Genomic DNA, 25,107 nt, shown 5'->3' on the forward strand with positions numbered 1-25,107 from the left:
TCCTCTCAGTCGGTGGTGACGGTGAAGCCCTGCTGCTGCGCGTACTCGGCGACGCGGTCCTGCCAGGCGGCGAACCCGTCGGCGAGGCTGGTCTTCCCGGAGATCGCCTGGCCGACGGTGTCCTTGTAGACGCTGCCGACGTACGGCTGGAATGGCAGCCAGCGCCAGGTCGTGACGGAGTTGCGCGCCGACTCCGCGAACACCTGCCGGGCCTGCTGGCCGCCGAGGTAGGCGATCTCCTCGTCGAGGAAGGCGGGGTCCTCCCAGGCCGCGTTCGTGGTGGGCAGCAGGCCCTGGTCGTTCTTCAGCGACTCGACCGCGACCGGGTCGGAGTTCATCCACAGCGCGAACGTGGTGGCCGCGTCCTTGTGCTCGCTCTGCTCGAGGACGACGGTGCCGCTGCCGCCGAACTGGCTGGTCGCGGTGTCGCCGTCGTCCCACACCGGCATCGGCGCGACCCGCCACAGGCCCTCGTTCTGCGGCACGACGCCGGTGAGCGCCTGCAGGCCCCAGGCGCCGACCACCCAGGTGGCGATCTGGCCCTCGCCGAGCTGCCGGAACCACTCGTCCGAGCCCTGCACCGACTCGATGGTCAGGCCGCCGTGGTTGAGGCCGTCCCAGTAGTCCGCCCAGCGCAGCGACGCCTCGGACCCGAGGTCGAGGGTCAGGTCCGACTCGCCCTCGAGCGTCCACGGCGCGGCGTCGAGCTGCCACAGTCCCATGTACGCGGCGTCGGCCAGGCCCGGGTCGAGGTAGGTGATGTACCGGTTCGGGTCGCCGGCGTGGATGGCCTCGGCGGCGGTCGCGTACTCGGCCCAGGTGGTGGGCACCTCGACGCCGGCCGCGTCGAACACGTCGGTGCGGTAGTACATGACGCCGGGCCCGAAGTCCTGCGGGACGCCGTAGATCGCGTCGCCCTGCTGCACCAGGCTGACGACGGCGGGCAGGAACGTGTCCGGGATGTCCTCGCCGCCGTGCTGCGCGAGGTCGGCCAGCGCCCCGGTCAGCGCGAAGCTGGGGATGGCGTCGTAGGTCATGTGCGCGACGTCGGGCCCGCCGCTGCCGGCGTCGACGGCGTTCTGGATCTTCGTGTACTGGTCGGTGCCGACGCCGACGTTCTCGAGCTTGACGTCGATCTCCGGGTGCGTCTCCTCGAACAGGTCGATGGTCGTCTGGATGTCGGGCAGCCAGGACCAGAAGGTGATCTCGACGGGGTCGTCGGCGGTGCCGGTCGGCCCGCCGTCGCTTCCGCCGTCGTCGGTCGAGGAGCCGCCGCAGCCGGCGAGCACGAGCAGGGTCAGGGCGGCGGCCGGCGCCGTCAGCCGGCGGGCACGGTGGGTGCGGTGGGTGGTGGTCATGGCCTCAGCTCCAGTGATGTGGTCATTGCTTGACGCCGCCGGCCGCGATGCCGGACTGCCAGTACCGCTGCAGCACGACGAACGCGACGACGAGCGGGACGACGGCGATCAGCGAGCCGGTGATGACCAGCGGGTACAGCGGCTCGGTGAGGTTGACGCCGCCGGCGTTGGCGAGCTCGTTCCACAGGCTCAGGCCGACCGTGAGCGGGAACTTGTCCGACTCGTTGAGCACGATGAGCGGCAGGAAGTAGTTGTTCCACGTCGCCACCAGCTGGAACAGCAGCACAGTGACGAACCCGGGGACCAGCAGCCGGAACCCGATGGACCAGAAGATGCGGCCCTCACGGGCGCCGTCGATGCGGGCGGCCTCGACCAGCGAGTCCGGCACCGCGTCCTGGGCGTAGATCATCATGAGGAACAGCCCGAACGGACTGGCCAGGGCCGGCAGGATCACCGCCGCCTCGGTGTTCACCAGACCCCACTGGCTGAACAGCAGGTACGTCGGCACCGCGAGCGCCGTGCCGGGGACGGCGGCCGCGCCGAGCACGGCCGCCAGCACGCCGCGTCGTCCGGTGAAGTCGTACTTCGCCAGCGCGTAGCCGCCCATCGCCGCGACCAGCGCCGCGCCGCCCGCGCCGACGACGGCGTACAGGACGGTGTTGGCGAACCAGCGGAAGAAGATGCCGTCCTGGTACGTCGCCAGGGCCCTGAGGTTGTCGAACAGCGCGAACTCGGTGCCGAAGCGCAGCCCGAAGGTCGAGAACAGGTCGGCGTTCGTCTTGGTCGCGTTGACCAGCAGCCAGACCAGCGGCAGCAGGAAGTAGGCGAGCAGCGCCCAGCAGACGACGGTGAGGACGGGCGAGCGGCGGCGCGTCATCAGATCACCCGGTTCCGGCGCGCGACGCCCAGTTGGACGGCGTAGGCGATGACGACCGTGACGCCGCCGAGCAGCACCGCGACCGCCGCCGCGTAGTTCGTCTGCCCCCCGGTGAAGGCGAGGCTGTACGCGTACAGGTTGGGCGTGTAGTTCGTCGTGACGACGCTCGGGCGCAGCGCCTGCAGGATGCTCGGCTCGTTGAACAGCTGGATGCTGCCGATGACGCTGAAGATCAGCGCCAGGGCCAGGGCCGGCCGTAGCGCCGGCAGCTTGATCGACCACGCCTTGCGGACCTCGCCGGCACCGTCGATGGCCGCCGCCTCGTACACCTCGGCCGGGATCGTCCGCAGCGCCGCGTAGAAGATCAGCATGTTGTAGCCCACGAACGACCAGGTCACGACGTTGCTGATGCTGGCGAGCATGAGCCCGGGGCCGAGGAAGTCCGGCGTGGAAAGCCCTGCGGCGTCGAAGACCTGGCCGGCCAGCCCGAACTGGCCGCCGAAGATGTAGCCCCACATCAGCGTCGCGACGACGGCGGGGACGGCGTACGGCAGGAACAGCCCGATGCGCACCACGGCGCTGCCGCCGAGCCGTCCGCTGTCGATCGCCAGCGCCATGGCCAGCGCGATGACCAGCATGATCGGCACCTGGATGGCGAGGAACAGCAGCACCCGGCCGACGCCCTCGTGCAGCAGCTGGTCCGACAGCGCCCGGGTGTAGTTGTCCAGTCCGGCGAAGACCGTCCCGCCGATCAGCTGCTTCTTGAAGAAGCTCAGCCCGACCGCGTAGCCGAGCGGCACGACGATCGTCACCGCGAACACGGCGAGGAACGGCAGCAGGAACAGGTACGCCGTCCGGTTCGCCCGGGCGCCGCTCATGGGGTGGTCTCGCGCAGGATGCGCACGTCCCAGGGGCCCAGCTCCAGCCGCTCGGCGGATGCGCCGGTGAGCACGTCGGCGACGGGGACCGGCGGGGTCACGGTGTGCGGCTCGAAGCCGAAGTTGTGCACGAACCACAGCCGCTGCCCGGCCGCGTTGGTCGCGCCGTGCGCGGTGACCGCGCCCGGGACCAGCTGCGTCAGCCACGGGTTCACCGGCCCGAGCCACGTGCCGAGCGCCGTCGCCAGCTCGAGGTCGGGCACCATGCCGGCGTACGTGACCCGGCCGGCGCCGTACTCGCGGGTCGTGACGGCGGCCCAGCGGCCGAAGTGCGGGTGGTCGTAACCGGCCACGACGTCGGCGCCGTCGGCCGTCAGCCCCTCGATCAGGCCGGTGGCGTGGCCGGTCAGCCCGCCGGTCACCGGGACCGGCACGAGCAGGTTGCTGAACTCGTCGTACCAGGCGCCCGCGGCATCGGCGAGCCCGGCCGGCTGCCGGTCCAGCCGCGGCCGCCCGACCTCGTCGGCGTAGAGCGACCGGGCGCCGAGCACCAGGTGCCCACCGGCGGCCGCGTAGGCCCGCAGCGCCGCGAGCTGGGCGTCGGTGGCGAGGTAGAGCGCGGGCGCGACGACGACCGGCGGCAGCTCGGCGCCGTCCGGCGTCAGGTCGTCGGCGTGGACGACCCGCACCTGATGGCCGGCCCGGCTGAGCCCGCCGTACCAGCGGTAGACCATGCGCTCGTAGGCGGCGCGGTCCGGGCCGCCCTGCTTCCGCGGGTCGGCGGACGGGTCCTGCAGCGGCGGGTGGAACTCGAACGCCCACCGCGTCGGCATCGAGTACACCAGCGCGACGCCGGCGTCGGGCGTCAGGCCCTCGACCGTGGCGCCGGCCGTCCGGATCTCCCGCCCCAGCTGGGCGACCTGCTCGTAGACCCGGCCGGGCCGGAAGCTATGCGGCAGGATGCCGCCCCAGAACGTCTCCCACGAGCCGTGCATCGTGTGCCAGTGCCAGTACTCGACGGCCCGCGCACCGCGGGCGATCATCGCCCACGCGACCTGCCGCCATTGGCCGTCGTAGGCGGGATGGTTGAACCACGGGAAGCCGACGCTGGTGGCGTTGGTCTCGGTGACCATGAACCGCTCGCCGCCGCTGGCGGCCGCCGTCCGGTCGGCGACGAAGAACGGCGCCCAGCTGCCCGAAGGCGGGAACTCGTGGCCGCCCTCGGCGTCAGGGCCGAGCTCGTCCTGTGTCGCGTGGTACTGGTTCGCCGCCACGACGTCGACGACTCGGCCCAGCGCGTGGTCGTCGACCGCCGGGCGGGCGATGTCGATGCAGGTGAACACGGCCTGGTCGGGGCTCGCGTACTCCTTGACCAGCGCGGTCTGCCAGGCGATGTACTCGGTGGTCAGCTCGGCCTGGTAGCGGCGCCAGGCGAGGTCGTACTGCGGCACGTGGTTGCCGTCGGGCCGCCACAGCTCGGCGAGGTCGCTCATCCGGTGTGCCCAGTGGGTGAGGTTCCAGGCGTCGTTGACGGCGCTAACGTCGCCGTACCGCTCCAGCAGCCAGGCCTTGAAGCCGGCGAAGACGTGCTCGTTGTGCGCCAGCACGTTGCCCGGCTCGTTGTCGACCTGGAAGCCGACGACCGCCGGGTGTCCGGCGTACCGGTCGACGACGGCGCGGATGACCCGCTCGGCGTAGCGGCGGAACACCGGGTGCGACGTGTCGGTCTCCTGCCGCGCGCCCCAGGGGACGGGGACGCCCGTGCGCTCCTCGGCGGCGATCTCCGGGTGCTTGCGCATCAGCCACGGCGGCACCGCATACGTCGGCGTGCCGAGGACGACGGCGACGTCGTGGTCGTGCGCGGCGTCGAGGACGCGGTCCAGCCATTCCAGCTCGAACTCGCCGTCGCGTGGCTCCCAGGTGCTCCACACCGACTCGCCGACCCGGATCAGCGAGAACCCGGCGTCGCGCATCAGCCCGAAGTCGGTGTCCAGCCGCTCGACCGGCTGGTACTCGGGGTAGTACGCGGCGCCGAACAGGATCCGGTCACCGATGCGGTACCTGTGCTGAGCCACCAGAACACTCCTTCGGGCGTGGTGTGGGTGCCATTGTTTGCGCTATCAAAGCGCGCGTCAACCCATGGTCTGAACTGGATCTTTCGGTCTTGTTATCGCAAACAATCCGGGCTGGCGAAAAGCGCTGGTGACGCGCGTGGGAATGCGCTCAGCGCGGTGCGGGGCCGGAGCTGGCGCGGACGACGAGGCTCGGCACCAGCGGGTCGAGCTCCAGCCGGGGCTCGTTGTCGATCAGCGCCAGCACCGACTCGATGCACCGCCGGCCGAGCGCGGCGAAGTCCTGCCGCACCGTCGTCAGCGGCGGGATCATGTACGCCGCCTCGGGGACGTCGTCGAAGCCGACGACGCTGACGTCCTCGGGCACCCGGCGGCCGGCCTCGTGCAGGGCCAGCAGCAGACCCTGGGCCATGCGGTCGTTGGCCGCGTAGACCGCGGTGACGTCCCGGTCGCGGGCCAGCTCGCGGCCCAGCACGTAGCCGCTCTCGGCCGTCCAGTCGCCGACCACCGGCTCGGGCGCGGCCAGCCCGGCGTCGGCCAGCACCTCGCGCCAGCCGCGCACCCGCGACTCGGACACCGTGAACCCCGGCGGCCCGGACAGGTGCGCGATGCCGGTGTGGCCGAGCTCCACCAGGTGCCGGGTGGCGATGCGCGACCCCTCGACGGAGTCGAGCATGATCGGCTTGTGCTCGCCGGTCTCGAACGCGCTGAGCGTCACCACCGGCACGTCGTCGTAGGCGTCGAACACCTCGTGCGCGGCCTGGTCCTGCGGCGCGATCAGCACGATGCCCTCGACGGACTGGCCCACCAGCCGCTGCAGGGCGTCGGTGAACGCCCGGTGGTTCGACTCGCGCAGGCTGACGATGCTGACGCCGTACCCGGCCTCGCCGGCAGCCCGCTCGACCCCCCACAGCGCGGCGGCCGGCCCGTAGCTCAGGTAGTCGGTCGCGACGACGCCGATGGTGCGCGACCGGCTGGTGGCCAGCGTCCGCGCCGCCAGATTCGGCCGATATTCCAGCACGTCGATGGCCTGCAGGACGCGGTCGCGGGTGTCGGGCCGAATGAACGCGTAGTCGTTGAGCACCCGGGACACCGTCTGCGGCGACACCTGCGCCAGCCGCGCGACGTCGGCCATGGTGGGAGGCCGCGACCTGGATCCCTGACGCCCCATCACACTCCTTCGGTCCCGGGCCTCCATTATGAGCATGTGGGAGACGAGCATCGCAGGACGTGCAAGACGTGCATTACCTACTGTGGCAAACGAACATCAGCGTCTGTGGCAGACATACATTAGCAGCTTCTGAGCTGCTACGATCCGCCCGTGTCCACCTACCTTCCTCGGTTCGCCGACAGCACTCTTGGCCGACTCGTCGGGGCCTTCCCCGCGGTCATCGTGCTCGGACCGCGCGGATGTGGCAAGACGACCACGGCCAGGCGGATGGCGGCGGCCACCGTGGCGCTCGACGACCCGCGGCAGGCGGCTGCCTTCCACCTCGACCCGTCGGCCGCGCTGGCGGCACTTCGCCCGGCCTACGGCACGCTGCTCATCGACGAGTGGCAGGAGGTCCCGGCCGTTCTGGGCGCCGTCAAGCGAGCCGTCGACACAGGCGCCGGGCCTGGCAGCTTCGTCCTCACCGGCAGCGTGCACGCAGCACTGGAAGGCGCCTCCTGGGCCGGCACCGGCCGGACCGTCCATGTGGACATGTACCCGCTCACCGAGGCGGAACGGCAGGGGCGTGGTGACGCGGTACGCCCGGAGGAGCTGCTGTTCAGCGAGCCCGCGTCCGCTCCCAGCGGTCATGACCTCACGGACTATCTGGTGGCAGCGCTCGTGGGCGGTTATCCGGCCACATTCGGCCTCGACGACCGCGACCGGCAGCTCTGGCTGCGCAGCTTCGCCGACCAGCTCGTGACCCGCGACGCGGCGGAGGCCGAGCCGATCCGCGACCTCACCGCGTTGCGACGGCTGTTCCGGGTCCTGGCCGAGTATTCCGGCGCGATCGTCGACGACTCCGAAATCGCCCGGGCCGTCGGCATCGACGTGCGCACCGTCCGCGGGTACCAGCGCGTGCTCACCGACCTGCGAGTGGTCGATTCCCTCCCGGCCTGGCACGACAGCCGGATCAGCCGCCTTGTCAAGGCGCCGAAACGCTACCTCGTCGACTCCGGGCTCGCCGCCGCCCTGCTCGGTGTCGACCTCTTCGGCGTGCTTCGCCGGGGCGACATCGTCGGGCACCTGCTGGAGACGTTCGTCATCGCCCAGCTGCGGTCGCTGTTCGCCACCGCCGACGGCGACTGGAGGCTGCACCACCTGCGGGTGCAAGACGGCCGACACGAGATCGACGTGATCGCGGAGGCCGCCGACGGCGGGGTCGTCGCCATCGAGATCAAGGCGACCGCCGCCCCTGCGGCCAACGACGCCCGGCACATCGCCTGGCTGCGCGCGACGATCGGCCAGCGGTTCCGGCAGGGCATCGTCTACCACACCGGCACGCTCTCGATGCCGCTCGGCGAGCGCATCACCGCACGGCCGATCTCCACCCTCTGGGCCGCGTGAGTCACCCGGCGGCGCGGGCGAGGGCGTCGATGCCGCGGGCGACGTCGGTGTGGTCGGTGGACCAGTTGCTCACCGAGATGCGCAGCACCTCGCGGCCGCGCCAGCGCGAGCCGGTCATCCAGACGGCGCCGTCGGCCATCAGGCGCCGGCCGACCTCGCGGGTGCGGGCGTCGTCGGCGAAGGCGAGGCAGACCTGGGTGAAGACGACGTCGTTGACGACCTCTGCCCCGGCGACGTCGCGCCGGATGCCGTCGGCGAACGCGGCGGCGTGCCCACACAGGCCCTCGACCAGCGCGGCCAGGCCGGACCGGCCGAGTGAGCGCAGCGCCGCCCACACCGGCACCGACCGTGCCCGCCGCGACGTCTCGGGGACGCGCTCGTACGGCTCGAGGTAGGAGGCGTCGGTGAGCAGGTAGTCGCCGTGGTAGCTCATGGCCGAGCGCAGCGCCGCCGGGTCGCGGACCACCACGATGCCACTGTCGTAGGGCACGTTGAGGGTCTTGTGCGCGTCCGTCGCCCACGAGTCGGCCGCCTCGGCGCCCTCGACCAGCCCGCGGGTCCGCGGCGACGCGGCCGCCCAGAGCCCGAACGCGCCGTCGACGTGGACCCAGGCGCCGGCGTCGTGTGCCATCGGAATGGTCTCGGTGAATGGGTCGAATCCGCCGGAGTGGATGTTGCCCGCCTGCAGGCTGACGATCACCGGCCCGCGCGGGCCGGAACGCAGCGCCGCCGCCAGCGCGTCGGGACGCAGCCGTCCTTGGTCGTCGACGGCGACCGGCTCGGGCGCGCCGAGCCCGAGGTAGCGCAGCGCGACGTCGACGGAGTCGTGCCGCTCGGCGCCGACCAGCACACGGACGGACGGCGCACCGGCCAGCCCGCGCTGGGCCGCGTTCCAGCCGGCCCGGGCCAGGACGGCGTCGCGCGCGGCCGCCAGGCCGGCGAAGTTCGCCATCGTCCCGCCGGTGACGAAGCCGACCCCGGCGTCCGCGGGCAACCCGAGGACGTCCAGCAGCCAGGCCGCCGCGATGTCGTCGACGGCGGTGCCGGCCGGGCTCGCGGCCCGCAGCGCCGCGTTCTGGTCCCACGCGCTGACCAGCCAGTCGGCGGCCAACGCGGCCGGCAGGGTGCCGCCGATGACGAACCCGAAGAACCGGCCCGACGGCGTCGCCACCAGTCCCGGCTCCGCGGCGTCGGCGAGCAGCCGGACGACGTCGGCCGGGTCGGCCGGACCGTCGGGCAGCTCGCGGCCGAGCGCCGCGGCCACCGAGCCGGCGTCGGTCTTCGCACGCACGACCCGCTCGTCGAGCCCCTCCAGCCAGGCCCGCGCCCGCTCATGGGCGACGTCCAAGGCCGCGTCGAAGCTTTCGCGTGGAGCGCTCATACGGACCCCTGCCCGGCACCGTACACCTCACCCGGCGGCGTCGAGCGCGGCGAGATGCAGGGCGACGGGGCCGGCGGTGAGGACGCCGCTCCCTGCCCCGGCCAGCTCGCCGGCCGCCGGCGCAAGCGCGGCCCGGGCCCGTGCCGCCAGCGCGTGGTCGCCGACCGCGATTGCCGCCCGTCCGGTCAGGCACCAGGACGCCTCGAACAGCAGGTCGTGCGGCGGTTCCGGCACCATCCGCAGCGCCGCGGCGGCGTCGGCCGGACGGTCGCGGGCCAGCAGGACCAGCGGCCGCGCCCACGGCGCGTACGGGCCCCAGTCGGTGTCGTCGGCGAAGTCCAGGGGACGGTCGTGCCAGACCCGCAGGCACAGCAGGGCAAGCGGCAGCAGCCCGCGCTCCAGGCCCGGCATCCCGGCGCCCTCCAGCCGCTGCGCCGCCGCGCGGTAGGCGTCCTCGGCGTCGTCGACGGCGGCGGCGCCACCGTCCGCGGCCAGCCGCATCGCCCGGTACCAGCGGGTGAACACGTCGACCAGCGGCCGCTCGTGCCGCCGCCCCAGGTCGTCGGCCGCGGCGGCGTGCTCGTCGGCGCCGGCGAAGTCGCCGAGGGCGGCGCGCGCCTGCACGCGGACCAGGCGGCCGAGGATCTCGAACGCCGACAGCCCATGCGTCTCGGACACCGCGACCAGCTCGGCGCCGATGCCGTCGCGCGCCGGCGCCAGACCGGCCCGCTGGAACGTCTGCAGGAACCGCGCGTTCAGTGCGAAGGCCAGCAGCGCGGGGTCGTGCAGGCGGCGGGCGATCCGCTCCGCCTCGGCGGCGGCCCCTGCCGGACGGGGTGAGCGGGCGCCGCGCGACTCCATCGCGACGGTCGCCAGCAGCCGGGCGCGGGTGGACGGCGGGGTGGACGGCGGCAGCGCGGCCAGCGTCCGTTCCGCCGCCGCGACGACCTGGGCGGACCGGTCCGGATGGTCCGAGCGGGTCCAGACGCCGGGCACGTCGTAGCTGCCGATGACCCGCGCGGTGAGCTCCGGGTCGCCCAGCTGCTCGGCGGCGGCGATCGCGGCGACCCGCTGCTCCTGCGCCGCCGCCAGCCCGCGCCCGCCGGTGAGCGCGAGCGTCCGCAGCAGCCCGACGGTCGACTCCAGCCGGCCGGGCGCACCCGCGGCCACCGTCTGGTCGTACGCCGCGGCGGCATCGGCCCACACCCGCCCGACCGTGTCGACGGGCAGGTCCTGCCGGAGGATGTCCGTCTCCAGCGCCCGCAACCGCGGCCCGGGATCCACGCCGAGCCGGTCGGTGAGCAGCGTCCGCGCCCGCCGCAGCACGTCCAGCGCGTCGGCCTGCCGCCCGGTGCGGTACAGCGCGAGCGCCAGCAGCCGCCATGCGTCCTCGCGCCACGGGTGCTCGGCGACGTGCGCGTCCAGGTCGGGGACGGCGTCGGCCGAGCGGCCCAGCGCCAGCAGCATGTCGGCCCGCCGCTCCACCGCCGTGAGCCGCAGCTCGGTCAGACGGGTCCGCTCGACCGCCGCCCAGGAGGCCGCGGCGAAGTCGGCGTAGGCCGGGCCGCGCCACAGCGCGAGCGCGTCGTCCAGCAGCCGCAGGGCGTCGGCCGGCGCCGGCGCCGCGTCACCCGCCGCCTCGACCAGGGCCGCGAACCGCCACGCGTCGACGGCGTCCGCGCCGGCCCGCAGCGCGTAGCCCGGCCCCTCGGTGACCAGCAACGTCGCCGGCGAGCGCGGCGCCCGGTCCGGCTCCAGCGCCCGGCGCAGCGCGGCGACGAACGTGCGGACCGCGACGACGGCGCCGTCGGGCGGCGACTCCCAGAGGTCGGCGACGATCCGGTCCACCGGGACCACCCGGCCGCGCGCCGCGATCAGCCGGGCCAGAACCTCGCGGTGCCGCGGCCCCTTGAGGTCGACGGCCACGCCGTCGCCCGTCCACGCGACGACCGGGCCGAGCACGCCGAACCGCATGCTCATCGAACGCTCATCGGCGGGCCGGAGGCTGGACACGTCACCACCTTCGTCCAGAGGAGAGTCATGCCGCCCACCATCCCCGACTTCGAGCACCGGCGCGTCACCGTCACCGACGGCGTCGCGCTGAACGTCGCCGTCGCCGGCACCGGCCGCCCGGTCGTGCTGCTGCACGGGTTCCCGCAGACCCACCTGATGTGGCGGCACGTCGCGGCCGATCTGGCCGCCGACCACGCCGTCATCGTCCCGGACCTACGCGGCTACGGCGGCAGCGACAAGCCCGCCGAGACCGGCGACGGCACCTACTCCAAGCGGACCATGGCGGCCGACGTCGTCGCGCTGGCCGCGGCGCTCGGGCACGAGCGGTTCGCTCTGGCCGGCCACGACCGTGGCGCCCTGGTGGCGTTCCGCGCCGGGCTGGACCACCCGGACCACGTCACGCACCTCGCCGTCCTCGACGTGCTGCCGACGCTGGACATGTGGGACGTGCTGCACGGCGCCTCGGCAGTGGTCGCGTTCCACCTGTACCTGATGGCGCAGCCGCCCGGCCTGCCGGAACGCCTGATCGCCGCGTCGGCGGACGAGTTCTTCGGGTACTTCCTCGACCAGTGGGGCGCCCGGCCGGAGGCGATCCCGGCCGACGTGCGGGCCGAGTACCTGCGGGCGTCCGCGGCCGCCGTCCCGTCGATCGTGGCCGACTACCGCGCCTCCGCCGGCATCGACGTCGAGCACGACGCCGCGGACCGGGCGGCCGGGCGGCGCCTGCCGATGCCGGTCACCGTCGTCCAGCAGGACTGGGGCGCGGCGCTCGGCTACGACGCGGCCGGGCTGTGGAAGGCGTGGGCGCCGGACCTGCGGCACACCACCACGACCGCGGGTCACTTCATGGCCGAGGAGGCGCCGGGCGCGATCGTCGCCGAGCTGCGCGACCTGCTGCGGTAGATACGTCCCAAGTCGTGGACGGCGGCGACCGCGAGCCCGAACGCAACGGTCGACGCGATCGTCCGGACCAGATTCCACGCCACCCATGGGTCCTCGTAGTCGGCGCGGACGGCCGCCGGGTCGGCGATCGTCGTCGGCGCCCCCGCGGCGGCCAGCTCGTCGTTGAGCGGGACGCTGACCCCCATGGTCAGCAGGAAGCCGCCGACGGCGTAGGTCAGCGCGGCGGCCGCCAGCAGGACGGTCGCCCGCGACGGCCGGCGGCGCACGCCGAGCAGGGCGGCCGCGGCCGTCGCGATCAGCGCGCCGAAGAAGCTCGGCGCGAAGCCGGCGTTGCGGACGTTGGCGTTGATCGCCTGCATCGCGGCGATGAAGGTCCGGTCGTCGGTGTCGGCCAGTCCGACCATCACCGAGCAGGCGTAGGCGTAGAAGAAGCCGGCAATCAGGCCGAGCAGCAGCACGGCGACGATGGCGGTGGCCAACTGGCCACGGGTTGAGTTCGTCATGTCCGAACCGTACGGTACGGTTCGGACATGGCGACATCCGGAGGAACCCCGAGAACGACCCCGAGATCCACCGCTCGGGGGCAGGCCCGGGAGGACGCGATCCTGCAGGCGGCCGGTGTCGTCCTCGAGCGCGACGGCGCCGCCGCGCTGTCCACCCGGCGGGTCGCGGAGCAGGCCCGGGCGTCGAAGGAGACGATCTACGCGCGCTTCGGCAGCCGGCGCGGGCTGCTCGAGGCGCTGGTCCTGCAGCAGTCGACGGCGACGAACGACCTGCTGCGCGCCGCGCTCGATGCGCCCGCCGACCGGCCGGTCCGCCCCGTTCTCGAGGACGCCGTGGCGGGGTTGCTGACGCTGCTCACAGGGGCGCGCTCGCTCGCGCTCAACCGGGCCGCGATCGCCGGCGTCCCCGCCGACACCGACCTCGCCGAGGTCCTGTACCAGCGCGGCCGGGCCACCACCGGGCCGTTGTTCGAGGCGCTGCTGGCCCGCGCCACCGCGTCGGGCGAGCTGGACTGCCCCGACCCGGCCGAGGCGTTCGGCGTCCTGTTCGGCCTCGCGGTGCGCGACGCTCAGATCACCGCGCTGCTCGGCGGCGGACCGGCGTGGACGCGGCCGATGGCGGAGGCGCGGGCGACTCAGGCGGTCGCGCTGTTCTACCGGCTCTACGCGGGCCGGTGATGCTGTCGGTGCCGGCGGCTAGCGTGCGCACCATGCCGAGCGACCTCTGCTGCCCCATCGTCGAACTGCGGCAGTACACCGTGTACCCGGAGCGCCGCGACGACCTCATCACACTGTTCGACCGCGAGCTCGTCGAGTCGCAGGAGGTGCTCGGCATGCGGCTGATCGGCCAGTTCCGCAACCTCGACGCGCCGGGCCGGTTCGTCTGGATCCGCGGCTTCGCCGACATGGCGACACGGCACGAGGCACTGACGGCGTTCTACACCGGGCCGGTCTGGAAAGAGCACGCCGCGGCTGCCAACGTCACCATGATCGACATCGACGACGTCCACCTGCTGCACCCGGCCGGCGCCGGGTCGGGCTTCCCGTTCCCCGGCGTCGGCGGCGACGTCGCGTCGGCGCGGCCACCCGCGGGGGCGACCCTGACGCCGTCATCGCTGGTGAGCGTGGTCGTCTACCCGGTCGTCGGCGACCTGCGGGCGTTCGGCCGGTTCTTCGCCGCGGAGGTCGAGCCGGCGCTCGGTGTCACCCCGCTGGCCCGGCTCGAGACCGACACCTCGCCGAACACCTTCCCGTCGCTGCCGGTCCGCGCGGGCGTCAACGTCTTCGCGTGGGCCGCCCGCTTCGACGACGCGCCCGCGCACGCCGTCCACCTCGCCGAGTGGGAGCGGCAGACCGCTCTGCGGGCCGAGCTGGACCGTCGGCTGTCCGCGCCGCCGGTCACGCTGCGGCTCGCGCCGACGGCGCGGTCGCTGCTGCGCTAACCGGGCTCGCCGAGGTAGATGCGCGCCACCAGCTCGCCCCTGGACGACGCCCCGGTCTTGTCGAAGATCGACTTGAGGTGGTCCTGGACGGTGTACGGCGACAGGTGCAGGTCGGCGGCGATGCGTTGCGTCGGCCGGCCCTGGGCGATCAGCCCGGTGATGACCCGCTCGCGCTCGGTCAGGCCGTAGACGTCGGCGATCAACGGCGCCAGCTCGCGAGGGCCGGCGGCCTGCAGCGCCACGGTGACCTGCCGATCGCCCGGATCCAGCAGCGACGCGCGCAGGCTCACCCAGCGTCCGGAGCGGGTCCGGGCCCGCCCGTAGGCGGCGCGGCCGGGCGACGCCGACGCCGCGCCGAGCCGGGCCCGGCTCACCACCGCCCGCACGGCGACCGGCAGCTCCCGCGGGCCGGCGCCGGCCACCCGCAGATCGTCCAGCCAGCGCTCGGCCGCCGGATCGGACCCCGTTACGGTCATCTCCGCGCCGACGACGAGCATGCCGGTGTCGTCGTCCGGCGCCGCGTCGGTCGCCGCGACGAGCAGGGCCCGCTGGACGCCCTCGGCGAGGACCCGGGACAGCGCTGCGACGAACCCGACCTCGCGCAGCGTGAACCACGGATCGCCCGCCTCGCGCAGCAACGTGACGGCGCCCCAGGTGCCGGTCTCGCCCACGAGCACGGCCCGCAGCTCGTCGCCGAACCCGGCCGGCCGGCGCAGCTCGCGTTGCCGCAGGCTCCGGTCCAGCTCGCCCCCGGTGGCGGCGCTGAGGCTGGCCGCGGGGATCGGCTGCCGGACGAGCTGGGCGTAGGTGTTGACGTCGGACTCGAGCAGCTCGATCTCGGCCAGCCGGGTCCGGCTGTGCGCGGGCAGGCCGTCGACGACCACCTCGCCGGTGGGCAGCAGCGACGCGGGATCCATCGTCAGCACGCAGACCCCGGCGAACGGCACCGAGCGGCGGATCACCTCGGCGGCCCGCAGCGAGAAGTCGCCGACGCCGAGGCCGTCGTCCAGCAAGGTCGTGAGGTCGCGACGCGCGCGTGCGACCGGCAAGGTGGCCACGTCGCCAGGCTAGCTCGCCCAGGAATCTGGGATGGGCGCCCGCCGCCGGCCACGTCAGAGTGGAGTGATGGACGAACGTGACGTGCCGTGGGCGGACCTGCCGCGGCTCGACGGCGACCTGCTGCGGTCGGAGTACGCGCGGGCGCTGGCCGCCGACGACTTCGGGCACCTGGTGTCACGCAGGCCGCTGGCGGTGCTGCGGCCAGGCTCGGTCGCCGACGTCGCGGCGGTCGTCCGCTGGGCCGGTGACCACGGACTCCAGGTGGCCGCCCGCGGGCAGGGGCACTCGGTCTACGGACGGGCGCAAGTGGCGGACGGCATCGTGGTCGACACGCGACCGTTCGACGCCGTCCGGCTGCGCGACGACGGCAACATCGAGGTGGGCGCCGGTGCGACCTGGCGCGACGTCGCCGCCACGGCTCTGCGCGCCGGGCTGACCCCGGCCGTCCTGCTGAACTACCTGGACCTCTCTATCGGCGGCACGGTGTCGGTCGGCGGGGTCGGCGGGACGTCGCACCGGCACGGCCTGGTGACCGACACCGTCACGGAGCTCGACGTCGTCACCGGCGAGGGCAAGGTCCTCACCTGCTCGCGCGACGAGAACGCCGAGCTGTTCGACCACGTGCGGGCCGGACTCGGGCAGTTCGGCATCATCACCCGCGCGGTGCTGTCCCTGATTCCGGCGCCCGCCCGGGTGCGCAGGTTCACGCTGCGCTACGCCGGCCTCGCCGAGCTGGCCGCCGACCAGGAGCTGCTGCTGCGCACCGGGCGCGCGGACCACCTGCAGGGCGCGGCCGTCCGCGCGGACGGCGGCTGGCACTACCAGCTGGAGCTGGCCGCCTTCCACGCGCCGGGACGGGAGCCCGACGACGCGGACGTGCTCGCCGACCTCGCCGAGCTCCGGCCCGACGCGCAGGTCGAGGACGTGTCGTACCGCGAGCACCTGGAGGCGTTCGACCGGTTCACGGCGCTGCTGCGGTCGACCGGCGAGTGGTCCGGCCCGCATCCGTGGCTGCTGACGTTCCTGCCGGGCTCGGCCGCGGTGCAAACGGCACGGGGCATCCTCGACGACCTCACCGCCGACGACCTCGGCGACCACGGCCGCGTCCTCTTCTACCCGCTGAGCACGGATGCGATCGCGACGCCGCTCGCGCGGCTCCCCGACGAGCCGGTCGTCTACTCATTCAACCTCGTCCGCTTCGCCTCGCGGCCCGACGCCGGTAGGGCCGCGGCCATGGTCCGGCAGAACCACGAGGTGTACGGACGGGTCCGGGCGGCCGGCGGCACGCTGTATCCGGTCAGCGCCCTGGACGTTCCTCTGGAAGAGCACCTCGGCGAGCGGTGGGCGGACTGGCGGCGGTGGAAGGAGCGGGCCGACCCGCTCGGCGTCCTCACGCCGGGATACCGGCCGCCGGCCTGAGACCGATTGGACCAGTTGCGGCACGACTCGGCGGAATGGGCACTGGCCTGCGGCATCATCGCCCGGAAGTGCGGACGACTGGTCTAATGCAGGTTCGCCGCCGCTCTGGTGCGGTCCAGCGCCACGGACTATAAAGGTGCGCACCTCACCTCACGTCGAGGAGCGCATGACATGGCGAGTGACGCATTCGGGTCGGCGGCCGGCAAGGTCGCACAGGTGCGCGGCCGCCTGCTGGAGCTCATCGACCACGGCGACGAGGGCGTCGCGCTCCCATCGGAACGTCAGTTGGCGCACGACTGGGGCGTGGCCCGCATGACCCTGCGGCGGGCCCTCGACGACCTGGCGACGGCCGGGTTCGTCGTACGCGAGCACGGCCGGGGCAACTTCGTCGCGCGACCGAAGTTGACCCGCCGCCTCGCGATGACCTCGTTCTCGCAGGAGATGCGTAACCGTGGCCTCGTGCCGGGCAGCGTGACACTGGAGTTCCGGCGGCTGCCCGCCGGGCCGCGCCAGGCCCGGACGCTGCGCATCCCCGTCAACACAGCGATCGTCCGGTTCACCCGGCTCCGCACCGCCGACGGCGACCCCATCGGCTTGGAGACCACCTGGGTGGCCGACGACGTCGTGCCGGGCCTGGCGCCGGCCGACCTGGACGGCTCCTGGTACGACCTGCTTGCGGGGCGCTACGGCATCCCGATCCTCACCGGCCGCACGACCATCGAGCCGACGCTGCTCGACGAGCAGGACGCCACCCTGCTGCACACCGAGCCGGGGCGACCGGCGTTCCGGCTCGACGTCGTCACGTTCGGCGCCAACGGACGGGTCGTCGAGTGCGGCACCGACATCTTCCGCGGCGACAGGTTCCAGCTCACGGCCGAGCTCCGGCCCGTCCCGGCCCCGGCGCTGCGCCGGCGCGCCCGGCGTACCGCCTGACCTTCCCTGCCGCCCACCTGGGCGGACCGACGAAAGCGAGCAACCATGAGCGTACGAACGCGCGCCCGCGCGGTCCTGATCCCGGCCGCTGCCGTGCTGGCGGTCGTCGCCGCCTGCGGCTCCGACGACGGCGGGTCGACCGGTGAGGGCGACCAGATCGAGCTGACCTACTGGACGCACACGCACCCGCCGATGACGGAGCTGAACGAGCAGCTCATCGCGGAGTACGAAGAGGCGAACCCGAACGTCACCATCACCTACGAGACCATCCCGAACAACGACTTCGGCACCAAGATGCTCACGTCGCTGAGCAACGGCTCCGGGCCGGACATCATCAACATGGACGACAGCGCGCTGCGCGGCGAGTACATCCCGAAGCAGCTGCTGGCGCCGATCGAGCCGGCCGCGTTCAGCGTCGACTCCGTCGAGGAGCTCGAGGCGCTCTACGTCGACGGCACGCTCGATGGCGCGAAGGGCGACGACGGCACCCTCTACGGCGTGCCCAGCGAGTTCAACGCGACGGCGTTCGCCATCAACACGCAGCACTTCGCCGACGCCGGGCTGGACCCGGCCAGCCCGCCGGAGACCTGGGAGGACGTGTCCGAGTACGGCCAGCAGCTGGTCGCCGCCGGGCACGAGGGGTTCAACTTCGTCTACCTGCACTCCGGCTGGTACACCCAGCAGCTGCAGACGCTGCTGAACGAGACCGGCGGCTCCATCCTCAACGACGACGGCACCGGGTCGGCCCTGACCGAGCCGGAGTCCGTGGAGGCGTTGCAGATCTGGCACGACCTCATCCGCGAGGACCAGGTCGGCGATGCCGACACCGCCTCGCGCGAGGCGACGTCGCCGTTCGAGGACTTCGCCTCGGGCCGCCGCTCGATGACCATGATCTACCCGTGGGCGGTCGAGCAGATCGCCATCGACAACCCCGAGACGTTCGAGAACCTGCAGGTCGTCCCGCTCCCGCAGGTCGACCCGGCCAACCCGTCCGGGCGCTGGTACGGCTACTACTTCGCGGTGAACAAGGCCTCCGAGCAGCAGGAGGAAGCCTGGAAGTTCATCGAGTACATGACCTCGCAGCACGAGCGCTGGCTCACCGACGTGAGCTTCGTGCAGCCGCTGCAGGGCTGGGAGCAGTCGCCGGCCGCGGCCGACATCCCGTTCCTCGAGGTCTGGTCGCAGGCCTACCAGCAGGGCAAGTTCGACGAGGTCGGCCCACACTGGAGCGAGGTGCAGGACGCGATCAAGGCGGCCGTCGAGCGGTCCATCTTCGACGGGCAGCCGCCGGCCGAGAGTCTCGAGGAGGCCTCGGAGGCCGTCGACCAGAGCGTCTCGAGCTAGACGCATGGCGTTGACTCGAACCGCACCGGCACGGGCCCGCTCCGGGCGGGCCCGTGCCCCGGGCTCCGGCGGCGGCAGCGGCTGGCGCCGTCGCCGCAACGCCGTGGGCCTCGCGTTCGCGCTGCCCGCGCTGGTGCTCTTCGCGGCGTTCGCGATCTACCCGATGCTGCGGGTGTTCCAGCTCAGCCTGTACGACTACAACCTGACCAGCCCGCCGGTCTGGGTCGGGCTGGACAACTTCCGGTTCCTGTTCGGCGACGAACGCTTCCTGGCCTCGCTCGGCGCCTCGCTGTTCTACGTCGTGGTGACCTATTGCCCCGCGGTGCTGCTGGCGCTGGTGCTGGCGCTCGGCCTGAACACCAGGATGCGCGGCAGCGCGTTCGTGCGGCTGCTGTACTTCGCGCCGGTGGCGACGTCGTGGGTGGCGGTGTCGGTGATCTGGCGGCTGGTCCTCCAGCCCGAAGGACTGCTCAACCAGACCCTGAACACCGACATCCCGTGGCTGACGTCGAGCACCTGGGCCAAGTGGGCGATCGCCATCGCCGCGATCTGGAAGGAGGTCGGGTTCTTCCTGATCATCTTCCTCGCCGGCCTGCAGAACATCCCGAAGGACCTGCAGGAGGCGGCGTCGCTGGACGGCGCCGGCTCGCTGCGCCGGCTGCGCTACGTCACGCTCCCCCTGCTCAAGCCGATCACCGTCGTCGTCCTGGTGATGGCGGTGATCCGCGGCTTCCAGTCGTTCAGCCCGCAGGTGGTGCTCACCGGCGGCAGCTTCGGCACCGAGGTGATCAACCTGTTCGTGTACAAGACGGCCTTCGCCAGCGCGCGTATGGGCCGCGCCTCCGCCGTCGCGGTCCTCATGTTCGTCCTGCTGATCATGGTGACGTTCGTACAGCTGCGGGCGCTGCGGAGGTCGGCATGAGCGCCGGTGTCGCCGTCGTGAACCCGGTCCGGCGGCGCCGCCGGGCTGGGAAGATCGTCGTGTTCGTGCTGCTGCTCGCCGGCGGCCTGGTGTTCGCGTCGGTGTTCGTGTACGCGGCGCTGGCGGCGGTGAAGCCGGCCGACGAGGTGCTGGCCAACCCCATGCGCTGGCTGCCGTCGGAATGGCTCTGGGGCAACTTCGCGCTGCCGTTCGAGCAGGCGCCGTTCGCGCGGTACTACCTCAACAGCACCGTGGTGGGGGTCGCGGTGACGCTGCTCAACGTCCTCACCTGCACGCTGGCCGGCTACAGCTTCTCCAAGTTCGCCTACCGCGGCCGGAACCTGCTGTTCTTCGTCGTGCTGGCGACGCTGATGGTGCCACTCGAGGTCATCTACGTGCCGCTCTACGCGCTGGTCTTCGACCTGGGCTGGGTCAACAGCTTCGCCGGGCTGATCATCCCGTCGGCCACCAGCGCGTTCGGGATCTTCCTGATGCGTCAGAGCATCGACGGCGTGCCCGACGAGCTGCTGGAGGCCGCCCGCATCGACGGCGCGGGCGAGCTGCGAATCCTCTGGAACGTCGTGGCCCCGATGATGGTCTCGCCGATGGCCGCTCTGGCGCTGTTCATCTTCATGACCAACTGGGACAGCCACCTGTGGCCGCTGCTGGTCGGCAATGACGAGGAGCACCGGACGCTTCCGGTCGGGCTGGCGGCGATGCAGGCGAACAACCTCGGCTCCGGCGGCCTCCCGATGATGATGGCGGCGGCGTTGCTGGCGCTGCTGCCCACCTTGCTGCTCTTCCTCGTCCTCCAGCGCAAGTTCGTCGAAGGGATCACGATGACGGCGGGGATCAAGTGAGTCTGGAGCTGGCCGTCGACGGCGGGCAGACGAACCTGCGGATGGCGGTGGTGCGCGACGGCGCCGCCGTCGAGATCGCGCACGCCGGCGGGTTCGCGTACAGCGCCGAGACCGACCTGCTGGACAGCGTTTCGGACGCGGTGACCGAGGCATATGTCGCCCTCGGGTCGCCGGCCGGCGTGCGGCGGATCTGTCTCGGCCTGACGGCGGCGCCGCTGCAGCCGGTGCGCCGCCGGCGGCTGGCGGCGCGCATCCGCGACCGGCTCGGCGGCCCCGAGGTGTGGCTCGGCCCGGACATGGTCACCGCGCACGCCGGCGCGCTCGGCGGCGCGGCCGGGGTGGTCACCGCGGCCGGCACCGGCGTCGTCTGCCTCGGCATCGCCGCCGACGGAACGGCGCACCAGGCCGACGGCCACGGCTACCTGCTGGGCGACTCCGGCAGCGGGTTCGCGATCGGCCGGGCGGCGCTGCGCGCGGTACTGGCCGCCAGGGACGGACGCGGTCCGGCGACCTTGCTGACCGAGGCCGCGCAGGACGCGTTCGGTGACCTCGCCGGGCTGCCCCAGCGCATCTACACCTCGCCAGCGCCGGTGCGGCTGCTCGCCACCTGCACGCCCTGGGTGGCAGCGGTGGCCCGGGCCGGTGACCCGATCGCCCGGGCCATCTGGTCCGGCGCGGTCGACGACCTGGTGACGACGACCGCGGCCGTGCTGGCCCGCGCGTTCCCCGATGCCGAGGACGTCCCGGTGTCCTACGCCGGCGGGCTGTTCACCATCGACGACCTCGTGCGCCGCCCGTACCTCGACGCCGTCCAGGAACGGTGCCCGGGCGTGCGCGTGCACGAGCCGCTGGGCAGTCAGCTGGACGGCGCCGTGCGGCTGCTGGCTGGCGGGCTCGGCCCGTACACACCACTGATGCTCACCGCGGAGAGTGACTCCCGTGTCTGACGCCGTGTTCCCGTTCCGCTCGATCGTGGTGTCGTGCCAGGCCGGCCCGGACAACCCGCTGCACGGTCCCGGCCCGATGGCGCTGATGGCGCGGGCGGCGGAGGCCGGCGGCGCGGCCGGCATTCGGGCCAACGGACCGGCCGACGTCGCCGCGATCCGCGCGGCGGTCTCGGTGCCGGTCCTCGGCATCAACAAGACCGGCGACCGCGACGGCGTCTACATCACGCCGTCGTTCGAGGCGGCGGCCGCCGTCGTGCGGGCAGGTGCGACGGTGGTGGCGTTGGACGGTACGGCGCGGCCGCGGCCCGGCGGCGACCTGGCCCGGCTGGTGGCCAAGATCCACGAGCGCCTGGGCGTGCCCGTCATGGCGGACGTCGACACGCTGGCGGCCGGCCGGTACGCCCGCGCGGCCGGCGCGGACCTGGTCGGCAGCACACTGTCCGGTTACACCGACGGCTCGGTGTACGGCGACGGCCCGGACCTCGCGCTGGTCAAGGCACTGGCGGACGAGCTGGACTGCCCGATCGTCGCCGAGGGCCGCTACTGGACCCGCGATGACGTGCTGGCAGGTTTCGACGCGGGAGCGCACACCGTCGTCGTCGGGACCGCCGTCACGAACCCGATGGCGATCACCCGGCGGCTGGTCGAGGCGGCGCGATGAGGGCCGGTCACGGGTCCGCGACGCTGACCGTTGCGGACGGCACGCCGCTGGGCGGGTACGCGGCCCGCACCGACCTGTCATCGGGGACCCTCGCGCCGCTGCGGGTCGACTGCGTCTCGATCGCCGCGGGCGCCGACCGCTTCCTGCTGGTCGTCGCCGAGCTGGTCGGGGTCAACGCCGACCTCGCGGCGGAGATCCGCCGGCGGGTGGACGGTGAGGTCTGGGTCTGCGCGACCCACACGCACTCCGGCCCCGACGTCGGCGCGCGGCCCGGCGGCGGGACCACCCCGGTCGCCTGGCTGGCCGCCGTCGCCGACGCGGCGGCCGAGGCGGCCCGGCTCGCGGTGGCGAGCGAGTCCGAGTGCGTCGCGAGCCACCTCGCCGGCGAGCTGGCCGGCGTCGGCTCTCGCCGCGGCGCCGACACCGGCGATCGGCAGGTCTCCGTGGACGTGCTCCGGTTCGGGCCGGCCGAGGCGCCTGTGGGGGTGCTGGTCGTGCTGCCGGTGCACCCGACCGTCCTGCCGGCGTCGTCGTCGGTGGTCAGCGGCGACCTCGCCGCTTGGGTACGTGAGGAGCTGCGGGCGCGGCTCGGCGGGTCGCCGTGGGTGGTCGTCGCCACCGGCGCGGCCGGAGACATCAGCACCCGCTGGACCCGCGCCGCGCAGACCGAGGCCGAGGGCCGGCGGCTGGCCGCACTGGCGGCGGAGCAGCTCGCCGCACTCGGTGCCGAACCGGGCCGGTCCTGGACCGCCGACGACGGCATCGCGACGGCACGAGCGACGCTGCCGCTGCCGGGGCGCCGCGACGACCGCGATCGGCTCGACGAGCTGCGCGACGCGTTCGCCACCCGGCTGGCCGGACTGGCCGACGACGACCCGGCCGGTCGCGCCGTCGTCACCGCGCTGCAGGGCGTCGAGGCGGCCGCCGGCCGGGCCGGCGACACGGCTGCGGTGCCGCTGGAGCTGGCCGCCGTCCGGCTCGGCGGGCTGACGTTGCAAGGCATCGGCGGCGAGCCGTTCCTGTCCCTGCGCGAGGCCGCGGCGCCGGCGGTGCTGCTCGGGTACGCCAACGGCTACGCCGGCTATCTTCCGGCCGCGGCCGACTTCGCCACGCCCGCCTACGAGGTCCTGATCTCGCCGTTCCGCCCCGACGCCGCCGGGCGGGTCGCCGGGGTCCTGCACGAACTGTCCACGGATCCGAGCCACGGAGGCTGACACCCATGACGACCGACGTCGAGCCGATCAACCAGCACACCGCCGCGCGGATCCTGCGGGAGGCGGCCGACCGTCTGGTCGCCACGCAGGCCGGCGCCATCACCGCGGCCGCCCGGCTGATCGTCGACGGCCTACGGGCCGGCGGGCTGATCCAGGCGTTCGCGACCGGGCATTCCCGCTCGATCACCGCCGAGATCGTCGGCCGCGCGGGCGGCCTGGTCCCGGCGAACGCGCTGTCGATCAAGGATCTCGTCATGTACGGCGGCGCCGACCCGCGGGAGATCCTCGACCCCACCGTCGAACGCGACCCGGCGCTGGCCGAGCGGATCCTCGACCTGGCCGAGATCCACCCCAGCGACGTCTTCGTCATCACCTCGAACTCCGGCGGCAACGGCTCCGTCGTCGAGCTGGCGCGGCTGGCCAGGGCCGGCGGACACCCCGTCATCGCGATCACGTCTGCCGAGCAGAGCCGCCGGATCACGTCGCGGCACCCGTCCGGCCAGCGGCTGTTCGAGCTCGCCGACGTGGTGATCGACAACGGCGCGCCGCGCGGCGACGCCGCCCTCGAGCTGCCGACCGGCGTCCGGATCACGCCGACGTCGTCGCTGACCGGCGTGCTGATCGCGCAGCTGCTGGTGACCGAGGTGTGCGGGCTGCTGCTGGCGGCCGGCGAGGACGTGCCGGTGCTGGTCTCGGCGAACGTGCCCGAGGGTGACGCGCACAACGAGACGCTGTTCGCGCGCTACGGGTCGCGGCTGCGTCCGTCGGAGCCGTGAAAAGAGCCGCGGCGTCAGCCGGCGAACTCGTCGACGACGATCGCGGCGGCCGCGGCGATCAGCGCGGGGTCCGACTCGGCCTCCGGGTCGAGCCGGTTGGAGTAGACCGCGAGCACGATCGGCGCCGCGCCGGGCGGCTCGAGGACGGCGATGTCGTTGCGCCCGCCGTGCGACGCCGAACCGGTCTTGTCCGCGACCACCCAGCCGTCCGGGACGCCGGCGCGGATCAGCTCGTCGCCGGTGGTGTTGGCGCGCATCGTGTCGTGCAGCAGCGTCCGGTCCTCCTCCGCCAGCAGATCGCCGAGCAGCAGCCCTTCGACGTTCGCCGCCATCGCCCGCGGCGTCGTCGTGTCGCGCGTCTCGCCGGGCACCCAGTCGCTGAGGTCGGGCTCGATGCGGTCGAACGACGTGGCCTCGTCGCCGAAGTCGCGGACCACGGCCTCCAGCCCGTCCGGCCCGCCGACCTGCTCGAACAGCAGGTTCGCGGCGGTGTTGTCGCTGACGGTGATGGCCGCCTCGATGATCTGCTGCAATGTCAGTCCGGTGCCGGCGGCCGGCTCGGTGACCGGCGAGAAGCCGACCACGTCGGCGGCGTCGAACGCGATCACCTCGGCGAGATCCGCGGGCTCGGTGGCCTGCAGCACCGCGGCGGCGGACAGCATCTTGTGGGTGGAGGCAAACGCGAACCGCTCGTCGGGGCGGTGCTCCACCGTCTCACCGGTCCCGGTGTCGACCGCGTAGACGCCGAGCCGGGCGGCGTAGTCGGTCTCCAGCGCGGCCAGCGCGGCAGCGACGGCCGGGTCGGTCGTCGGGCTGGGGGTCTCGGCCGGCGCGCTCGTGCTCGTGCTTGTGCTCGTCTCGGCGGGGATGGTCGCGGCGGGCGCCGGGTCGTCGTCCGAGCCGCACCCGGCGAGGACGACGACGGTGACGGCCGCGAGGGCCGGCAGGGTGGTGAGTCGCATGCCGTCAGCCTCACCCGTCCCGTTCC

Annotated in this window: 23 protein-coding genes; 13 read left to right on the top strand and 10 right to left on the bottom strand. The window is 73.4% G+C overall.

Annotated elements, in window-relative coordinates:
* Positions 1–5: 5 nt before the first annotated feature.
* The 5 genes from BLV05_RS03500 to BLV05_RS03520 form a co-directional block, all read right to left on the bottom strand.
* Positions 6–1,358 (bottom strand): ABC transporter substrate-binding protein, encoded by a 1,353-nt coding sequence (locus BLV05_RS03500; RefSeq protein WP_046766449.1) that lies wholly within the window; start codon positions 1,356–1,358, stop codon positions 6–8.
* Positions 1,359–1,380: 22 nt separating this feature from the next.
* A complete protein-coding gene (locus BLV05_RS03505) occupies positions 1,381–2,235 on the bottom strand; it encodes a carbohydrate ABC transporter permease (RefSeq protein ID WP_046766448.1) in 855 nt (284 codons plus the stop codon).
* Positions 2,235–3,113, bottom strand: a complete 879-nt coding sequence (locus BLV05_RS03510) for a carbohydrate ABC transporter permease (RefSeq protein WP_046766447.1) — start codon at positions 3,111–3,113, stop codon at positions 2,235–2,237. The genes BLV05_RS03505 and BLV05_RS03510 overlap by 1 nt, the downstream gene beginning before the upstream one ends.
* On the bottom strand, positions 3,110–5,188 hold the full coding sequence (locus BLV05_RS03515; RefSeq protein ID WP_197683519.1) for a beta-galactosidase: 2,079 nt from the start codon (positions 5,186–5,188) through the stop codon (positions 3,110–3,112). The genes BLV05_RS03510 and BLV05_RS03515 overlap by 4 nt, the downstream gene beginning before the upstream one ends.
* A gap of 148 nt (positions 5,189–5,336) precedes the next feature.
* Entirely contained in the window at positions 5,337–6,320 is a 984-nt protein-coding gene (locus tag BLV05_RS03520; protein ID WP_197683520.1) for a LacI family DNA-binding transcriptional regulator, read from the bottom strand.
* A 258-nt stretch (positions 6,321–6,578) separates the two neighbouring features.
* Between BLV05_RS03520 and BLV05_RS03525 the strand changes: the two genes are divergently transcribed.
* Complete coding sequence (locus BLV05_RS03525) at positions 6,579–7,742, top strand: ATP-binding protein (protein WP_269149058.1); 1,164 nt, start codon at positions 6,579–6,581, stop codon at positions 7,740–7,742.
* Between the two features lies 1 nt (position 7,743).
* Here BLV05_RS03525 and BLV05_RS03530 read toward each other — a convergent pair whose 3' ends face one another.
* Positions 7,744–9,123: a pyridoxal phosphate-dependent decarboxylase family protein gene (locus BLV05_RS03530; RefSeq protein ID WP_046766444.1), complete on the bottom strand. Its 1,380-nt coding sequence runs from the start codon at positions 9,121–9,123 to the stop codon at positions 7,744–7,746.
* Positions 9,124–9,150: 27 nt separating this feature from the next.
* Positions 9,151–11,103: an AfsR/SARP family transcriptional regulator gene (locus BLV05_RS03535; protein ID WP_046766733.1), complete on the bottom strand. Its 1,953-nt coding sequence runs from the start codon at positions 11,101–11,103 to the stop codon at positions 9,151–9,153.
* Positions 11,104–11,163: 60 nt separating this feature from the next.
* Here BLV05_RS03535 and BLV05_RS03540 point away from each other — a divergent pair, with 60 nt between their 5' ends.
* Positions 11,164–12,039: an alpha/beta fold hydrolase gene (locus BLV05_RS03540; protein ID WP_046766443.1), complete on the top strand. Its 876-nt coding sequence runs from the start codon at positions 11,164–11,166 to the stop codon at positions 12,037–12,039.
* Here BLV05_RS03540 and BLV05_RS03545 read toward each other — a convergent pair.
* Positions 11,976–12,542 carry an anthrone oxygenase family protein gene (locus tag BLV05_RS03545; protein ID WP_046766442.1) on the bottom strand — a complete coding sequence of 189 codons (567 nt, stop codon included), beginning with the start codon at positions 12,540–12,542 and terminating at the stop codon, positions 11,976–11,978. The genes BLV05_RS03540 and BLV05_RS03545 overlap by 64 nt on opposite strands.
* A gap of 27 nt (positions 12,543–12,569) precedes the next feature.
* Between BLV05_RS03545 and BLV05_RS03550 the strand changes: the two genes are divergently transcribed.
* Positions 12,570–13,220 carry a TetR/AcrR family transcriptional regulator gene (locus tag BLV05_RS03550; protein WP_052762016.1) on the top strand — a complete coding sequence of 217 codons (651 nt, stop codon included), beginning with the start codon at positions 12,570–12,572 and terminating at the stop codon, positions 13,218–13,220.
* Between the two features lie 32 nt (positions 13,221–13,252).
* Complete coding sequence (locus BLV05_RS03555; RefSeq protein ID WP_046766731.1) at positions 13,253–13,984, top strand: NIPSNAP family protein; 732 nt, start codon at positions 13,253–13,255, stop codon at positions 13,982–13,984.
* Here the strand turns inward: BLV05_RS03555 and BLV05_RS03560 are convergent.
* A complete protein-coding gene (locus BLV05_RS03560) occupies positions 13,981–15,042 on the bottom strand; it encodes a helix-turn-helix transcriptional regulator (RefSeq protein ID WP_052762015.1) in 1,062 nt (353 codons plus the stop codon). The genes BLV05_RS03555 and BLV05_RS03560 overlap by 4 nt on opposite strands.
* Positions 15,043–15,109: 67 nt before the next feature.
* On the opposite strand from BLV05_RS03560, the gene BLV05_RS03565 reads away from it, so the two are divergent.
* From BLV05_RS03565 to BLV05_RS03605, 9 genes are all read left to right on the top strand, one after another.
* Positions 15,110–16,462, top strand: a complete 1,353-nt coding sequence (locus BLV05_RS03565) for an FAD-binding protein (protein WP_052762014.1) — start codon at positions 15,110–15,112, stop codon at positions 16,460–16,462.
* Positions 16,463–16,633: 171 nt separating this feature from the next.
* Positions 16,634–17,395, top strand: coding sequence for a GntR family transcriptional regulator (locus BLV05_RS03570; protein ID WP_046766440.1), 762 nt, complete (start codon positions 16,634–16,636; stop codon positions 17,393–17,395).
* Between the two features lie 45 nt (positions 17,396–17,440).
* On the top strand, positions 17,441–18,739 hold the full coding sequence (locus BLV05_RS03575; RefSeq protein WP_046766439.1) for an ABC transporter substrate-binding protein: 1,299 nt from the start codon (positions 17,441–17,443) through the stop codon (positions 18,737–18,739).
* 4 nt (positions 18,740–18,743) lie between these two features.
* Complete coding sequence (locus BLV05_RS03580; RefSeq protein WP_082154855.1) at positions 18,744–19,661, top strand: carbohydrate ABC transporter permease; 918 nt, start codon at positions 18,744–18,746, stop codon at positions 19,659–19,661.
* Positions 19,658–20,521, top strand: a complete 864-nt coding sequence (locus tag BLV05_RS03585; protein ID WP_046766437.1) for a carbohydrate ABC transporter permease — start codon at positions 19,658–19,660, stop codon at positions 20,519–20,521. Before BLV05_RS03580 ends, BLV05_RS03585 begins: the two co-directional genes overlap by 4 nt.
* Positions 20,518–21,468 (top strand): N-acetylglucosamine kinase, encoded by a 951-nt coding sequence (locus BLV05_RS03590; protein WP_052762013.1) that lies wholly within the window; start codon positions 20,518–20,520, stop codon positions 21,466–21,468. Before BLV05_RS03585 ends, BLV05_RS03590 begins: the two co-directional genes overlap by 4 nt.
* The gene (locus tag BLV05_RS03595) at positions 21,461–22,129 is read left to right on the top strand and encodes an N-acetylmannosamine-6-phosphate 2-epimerase (protein ID WP_052762012.1); all 669 of its coding nucleotides are present in this window, start codon (positions 21,461–21,463) and stop codon (positions 22,127–22,129) included. Before BLV05_RS03590 ends, BLV05_RS03595 begins: the two co-directional genes overlap by 8 nt.
* A complete protein-coding gene (locus BLV05_RS03600; protein ID WP_046766435.1) occupies positions 22,126–23,343 on the top strand; it encodes a hypothetical protein in 1,218 nt (405 codons plus the stop codon). Before BLV05_RS03595 ends, BLV05_RS03600 begins: the two co-directional genes overlap by 4 nt.
* A gap of 5 nt (positions 23,344–23,348) precedes the next feature.
* Positions 23,349–24,119, top strand: a complete 771-nt coding sequence (locus BLV05_RS03605) for a sugar isomerase domain-containing protein (RefSeq protein WP_046766434.1) — start codon at positions 23,349–23,351, stop codon at positions 24,117–24,119.
* Positions 24,120–24,133: 14 nt separating this feature from the next.
* On the opposite strand, the gene bla is transcribed toward BLV05_RS03605, so the two are convergent.
* The gene (gene bla, locus BLV05_RS03610) at positions 24,134–25,081 is read right to left on the bottom strand and encodes a class A beta-lactamase (protein WP_046766433.1); all 948 of its coding nucleotides are present in this window, start codon (positions 25,079–25,081) and stop codon (positions 24,134–24,136) included.
* Positions 25,082–25,107 lie beyond the last annotated feature (26 nt).

The sequence above is a fragment of the Jiangella alkaliphila genome (assembly GCF_900105925.1).
In the GTDB taxonomy this organism is placed as follows: domain Bacteria; phylum Actinomycetota; class Actinomycetes; order Jiangellales; family Jiangellaceae; genus Jiangella; species Jiangella alkaliphila.

What these genes read in the sequence shown, in the direction of transcription:
- BLV05_RS03500 (WP_046766449.1), bottom strand. Translation starts at nt 1,358, where the DNA reads ATGACCACCACCCACCGCACCCACCGTGCCCGCCGGCTGACGGCGCCG.
- BLV05_RS03505 (WP_046766448.1), bottom strand. Translation starts at nt 2,235, where the DNA reads ATGACGCGCCGCCGCTCGCCCGTCCTCACCGTCGTCTGCTGGGCGCTG.
- BLV05_RS03510 (WP_046766447.1), bottom strand. Translation starts at nt 3,113, where the DNA reads ATGAGCGGCGCCCGGGCGAACCGGACGGCGTACCTGTTCCTGCTGCCG.
- BLV05_RS03520 (WP_197683520.1), bottom strand. Translation starts at nt 6,320, where the DNA reads ATGGCCGACGTCGCGCGGCTGGCGCAGGTGTCGCCGCAGACGGTGTCC.
- BLV05_RS03530 (WP_046766444.1), bottom strand. Translation starts at nt 9,123, where the DNA reads ATGAGCGCTCCACGCGAAAGCTTCGACGCGGCCTTGGACGTCGCCCAT.
- BLV05_RS03535 (WP_046766733.1), bottom strand. Translation starts at nt 11,103, where the DNA reads ATGAGCATGCGGTTCGGCGTGCTCGGCCCGGTCGTCGCGTGGACGGGC.
- BLV05_RS03540 (WP_046766443.1), top strand. Translation starts at nt 11,164, where the DNA reads ATGCCGCCCACCATCCCCGACTTCGAGCACCGGCGCGTCACCGTCACC.
- BLV05_RS03545 (WP_046766442.1), bottom strand. Translation starts at nt 12,542, where the DNA reads ATGACGAACTCAACCCGTGGCCAGTTGGCCACCGCCATCGTCGCCGTG.
- BLV05_RS03550 (WP_052762016.1), top strand. Translation starts at nt 12,570, where the DNA reads ATGGCGACATCCGGAGGAACCCCGAGAACGACCCCGAGATCCACCGCT.
- BLV05_RS03555 (WP_046766731.1), top strand. Translation starts at nt 13,253, where the DNA reads ATGCCGAGCGACCTCTGCTGCCCCATCGTCGAACTGCGGCAGTACACC.
- BLV05_RS03565 (WP_052762014.1), top strand. Translation starts at nt 15,110, where the DNA reads ATGGACGAACGTGACGTGCCGTGGGCGGACCTGCCGCGGCTCGACGGC.
- BLV05_RS03570 (WP_046766440.1), top strand. Translation starts at nt 16,634, where the DNA reads ATGGCGAGTGACGCATTCGGGTCGGCGGCCGGCAAGGTCGCACAGGTG.
- BLV05_RS03575 (WP_046766439.1), top strand. Translation starts at nt 17,441, where the DNA reads ATGAGCGTACGAACGCGCGCCCGCGCGGTCCTGATCCCGGCCGCTGCC.
- BLV05_RS03580 (WP_082154855.1), top strand. Translation starts at nt 18,744, where the DNA reads ATGGCGTTGACTCGAACCGCACCGGCACGGGCCCGCTCCGGGCGGGCC.
- BLV05_RS03585 (WP_046766437.1), top strand. Translation starts at nt 19,658, where the DNA reads ATGAGCGCCGGTGTCGCCGTCGTGAACCCGGTCCGGCGGCGCCGCCGG.
- BLV05_RS03600 (WP_046766435.1), top strand. Translation starts at nt 22,126, where the DNA reads ATGAGGGCCGGTCACGGGTCCGCGACGCTGACCGTTGCGGACGGCACG.
- BLV05_RS03605 (WP_046766434.1), top strand. Translation starts at nt 23,349, where the DNA reads ATGACGACCGACGTCGAGCCGATCAACCAGCACACCGCCGCGCGGATC.
- bla (WP_046766433.1), bottom strand. Translation starts at nt 25,081, where the DNA reads ATGCGACTCACCACCCTGCCGGCCCTCGCGGCCGTCACCGTCGTCGTC.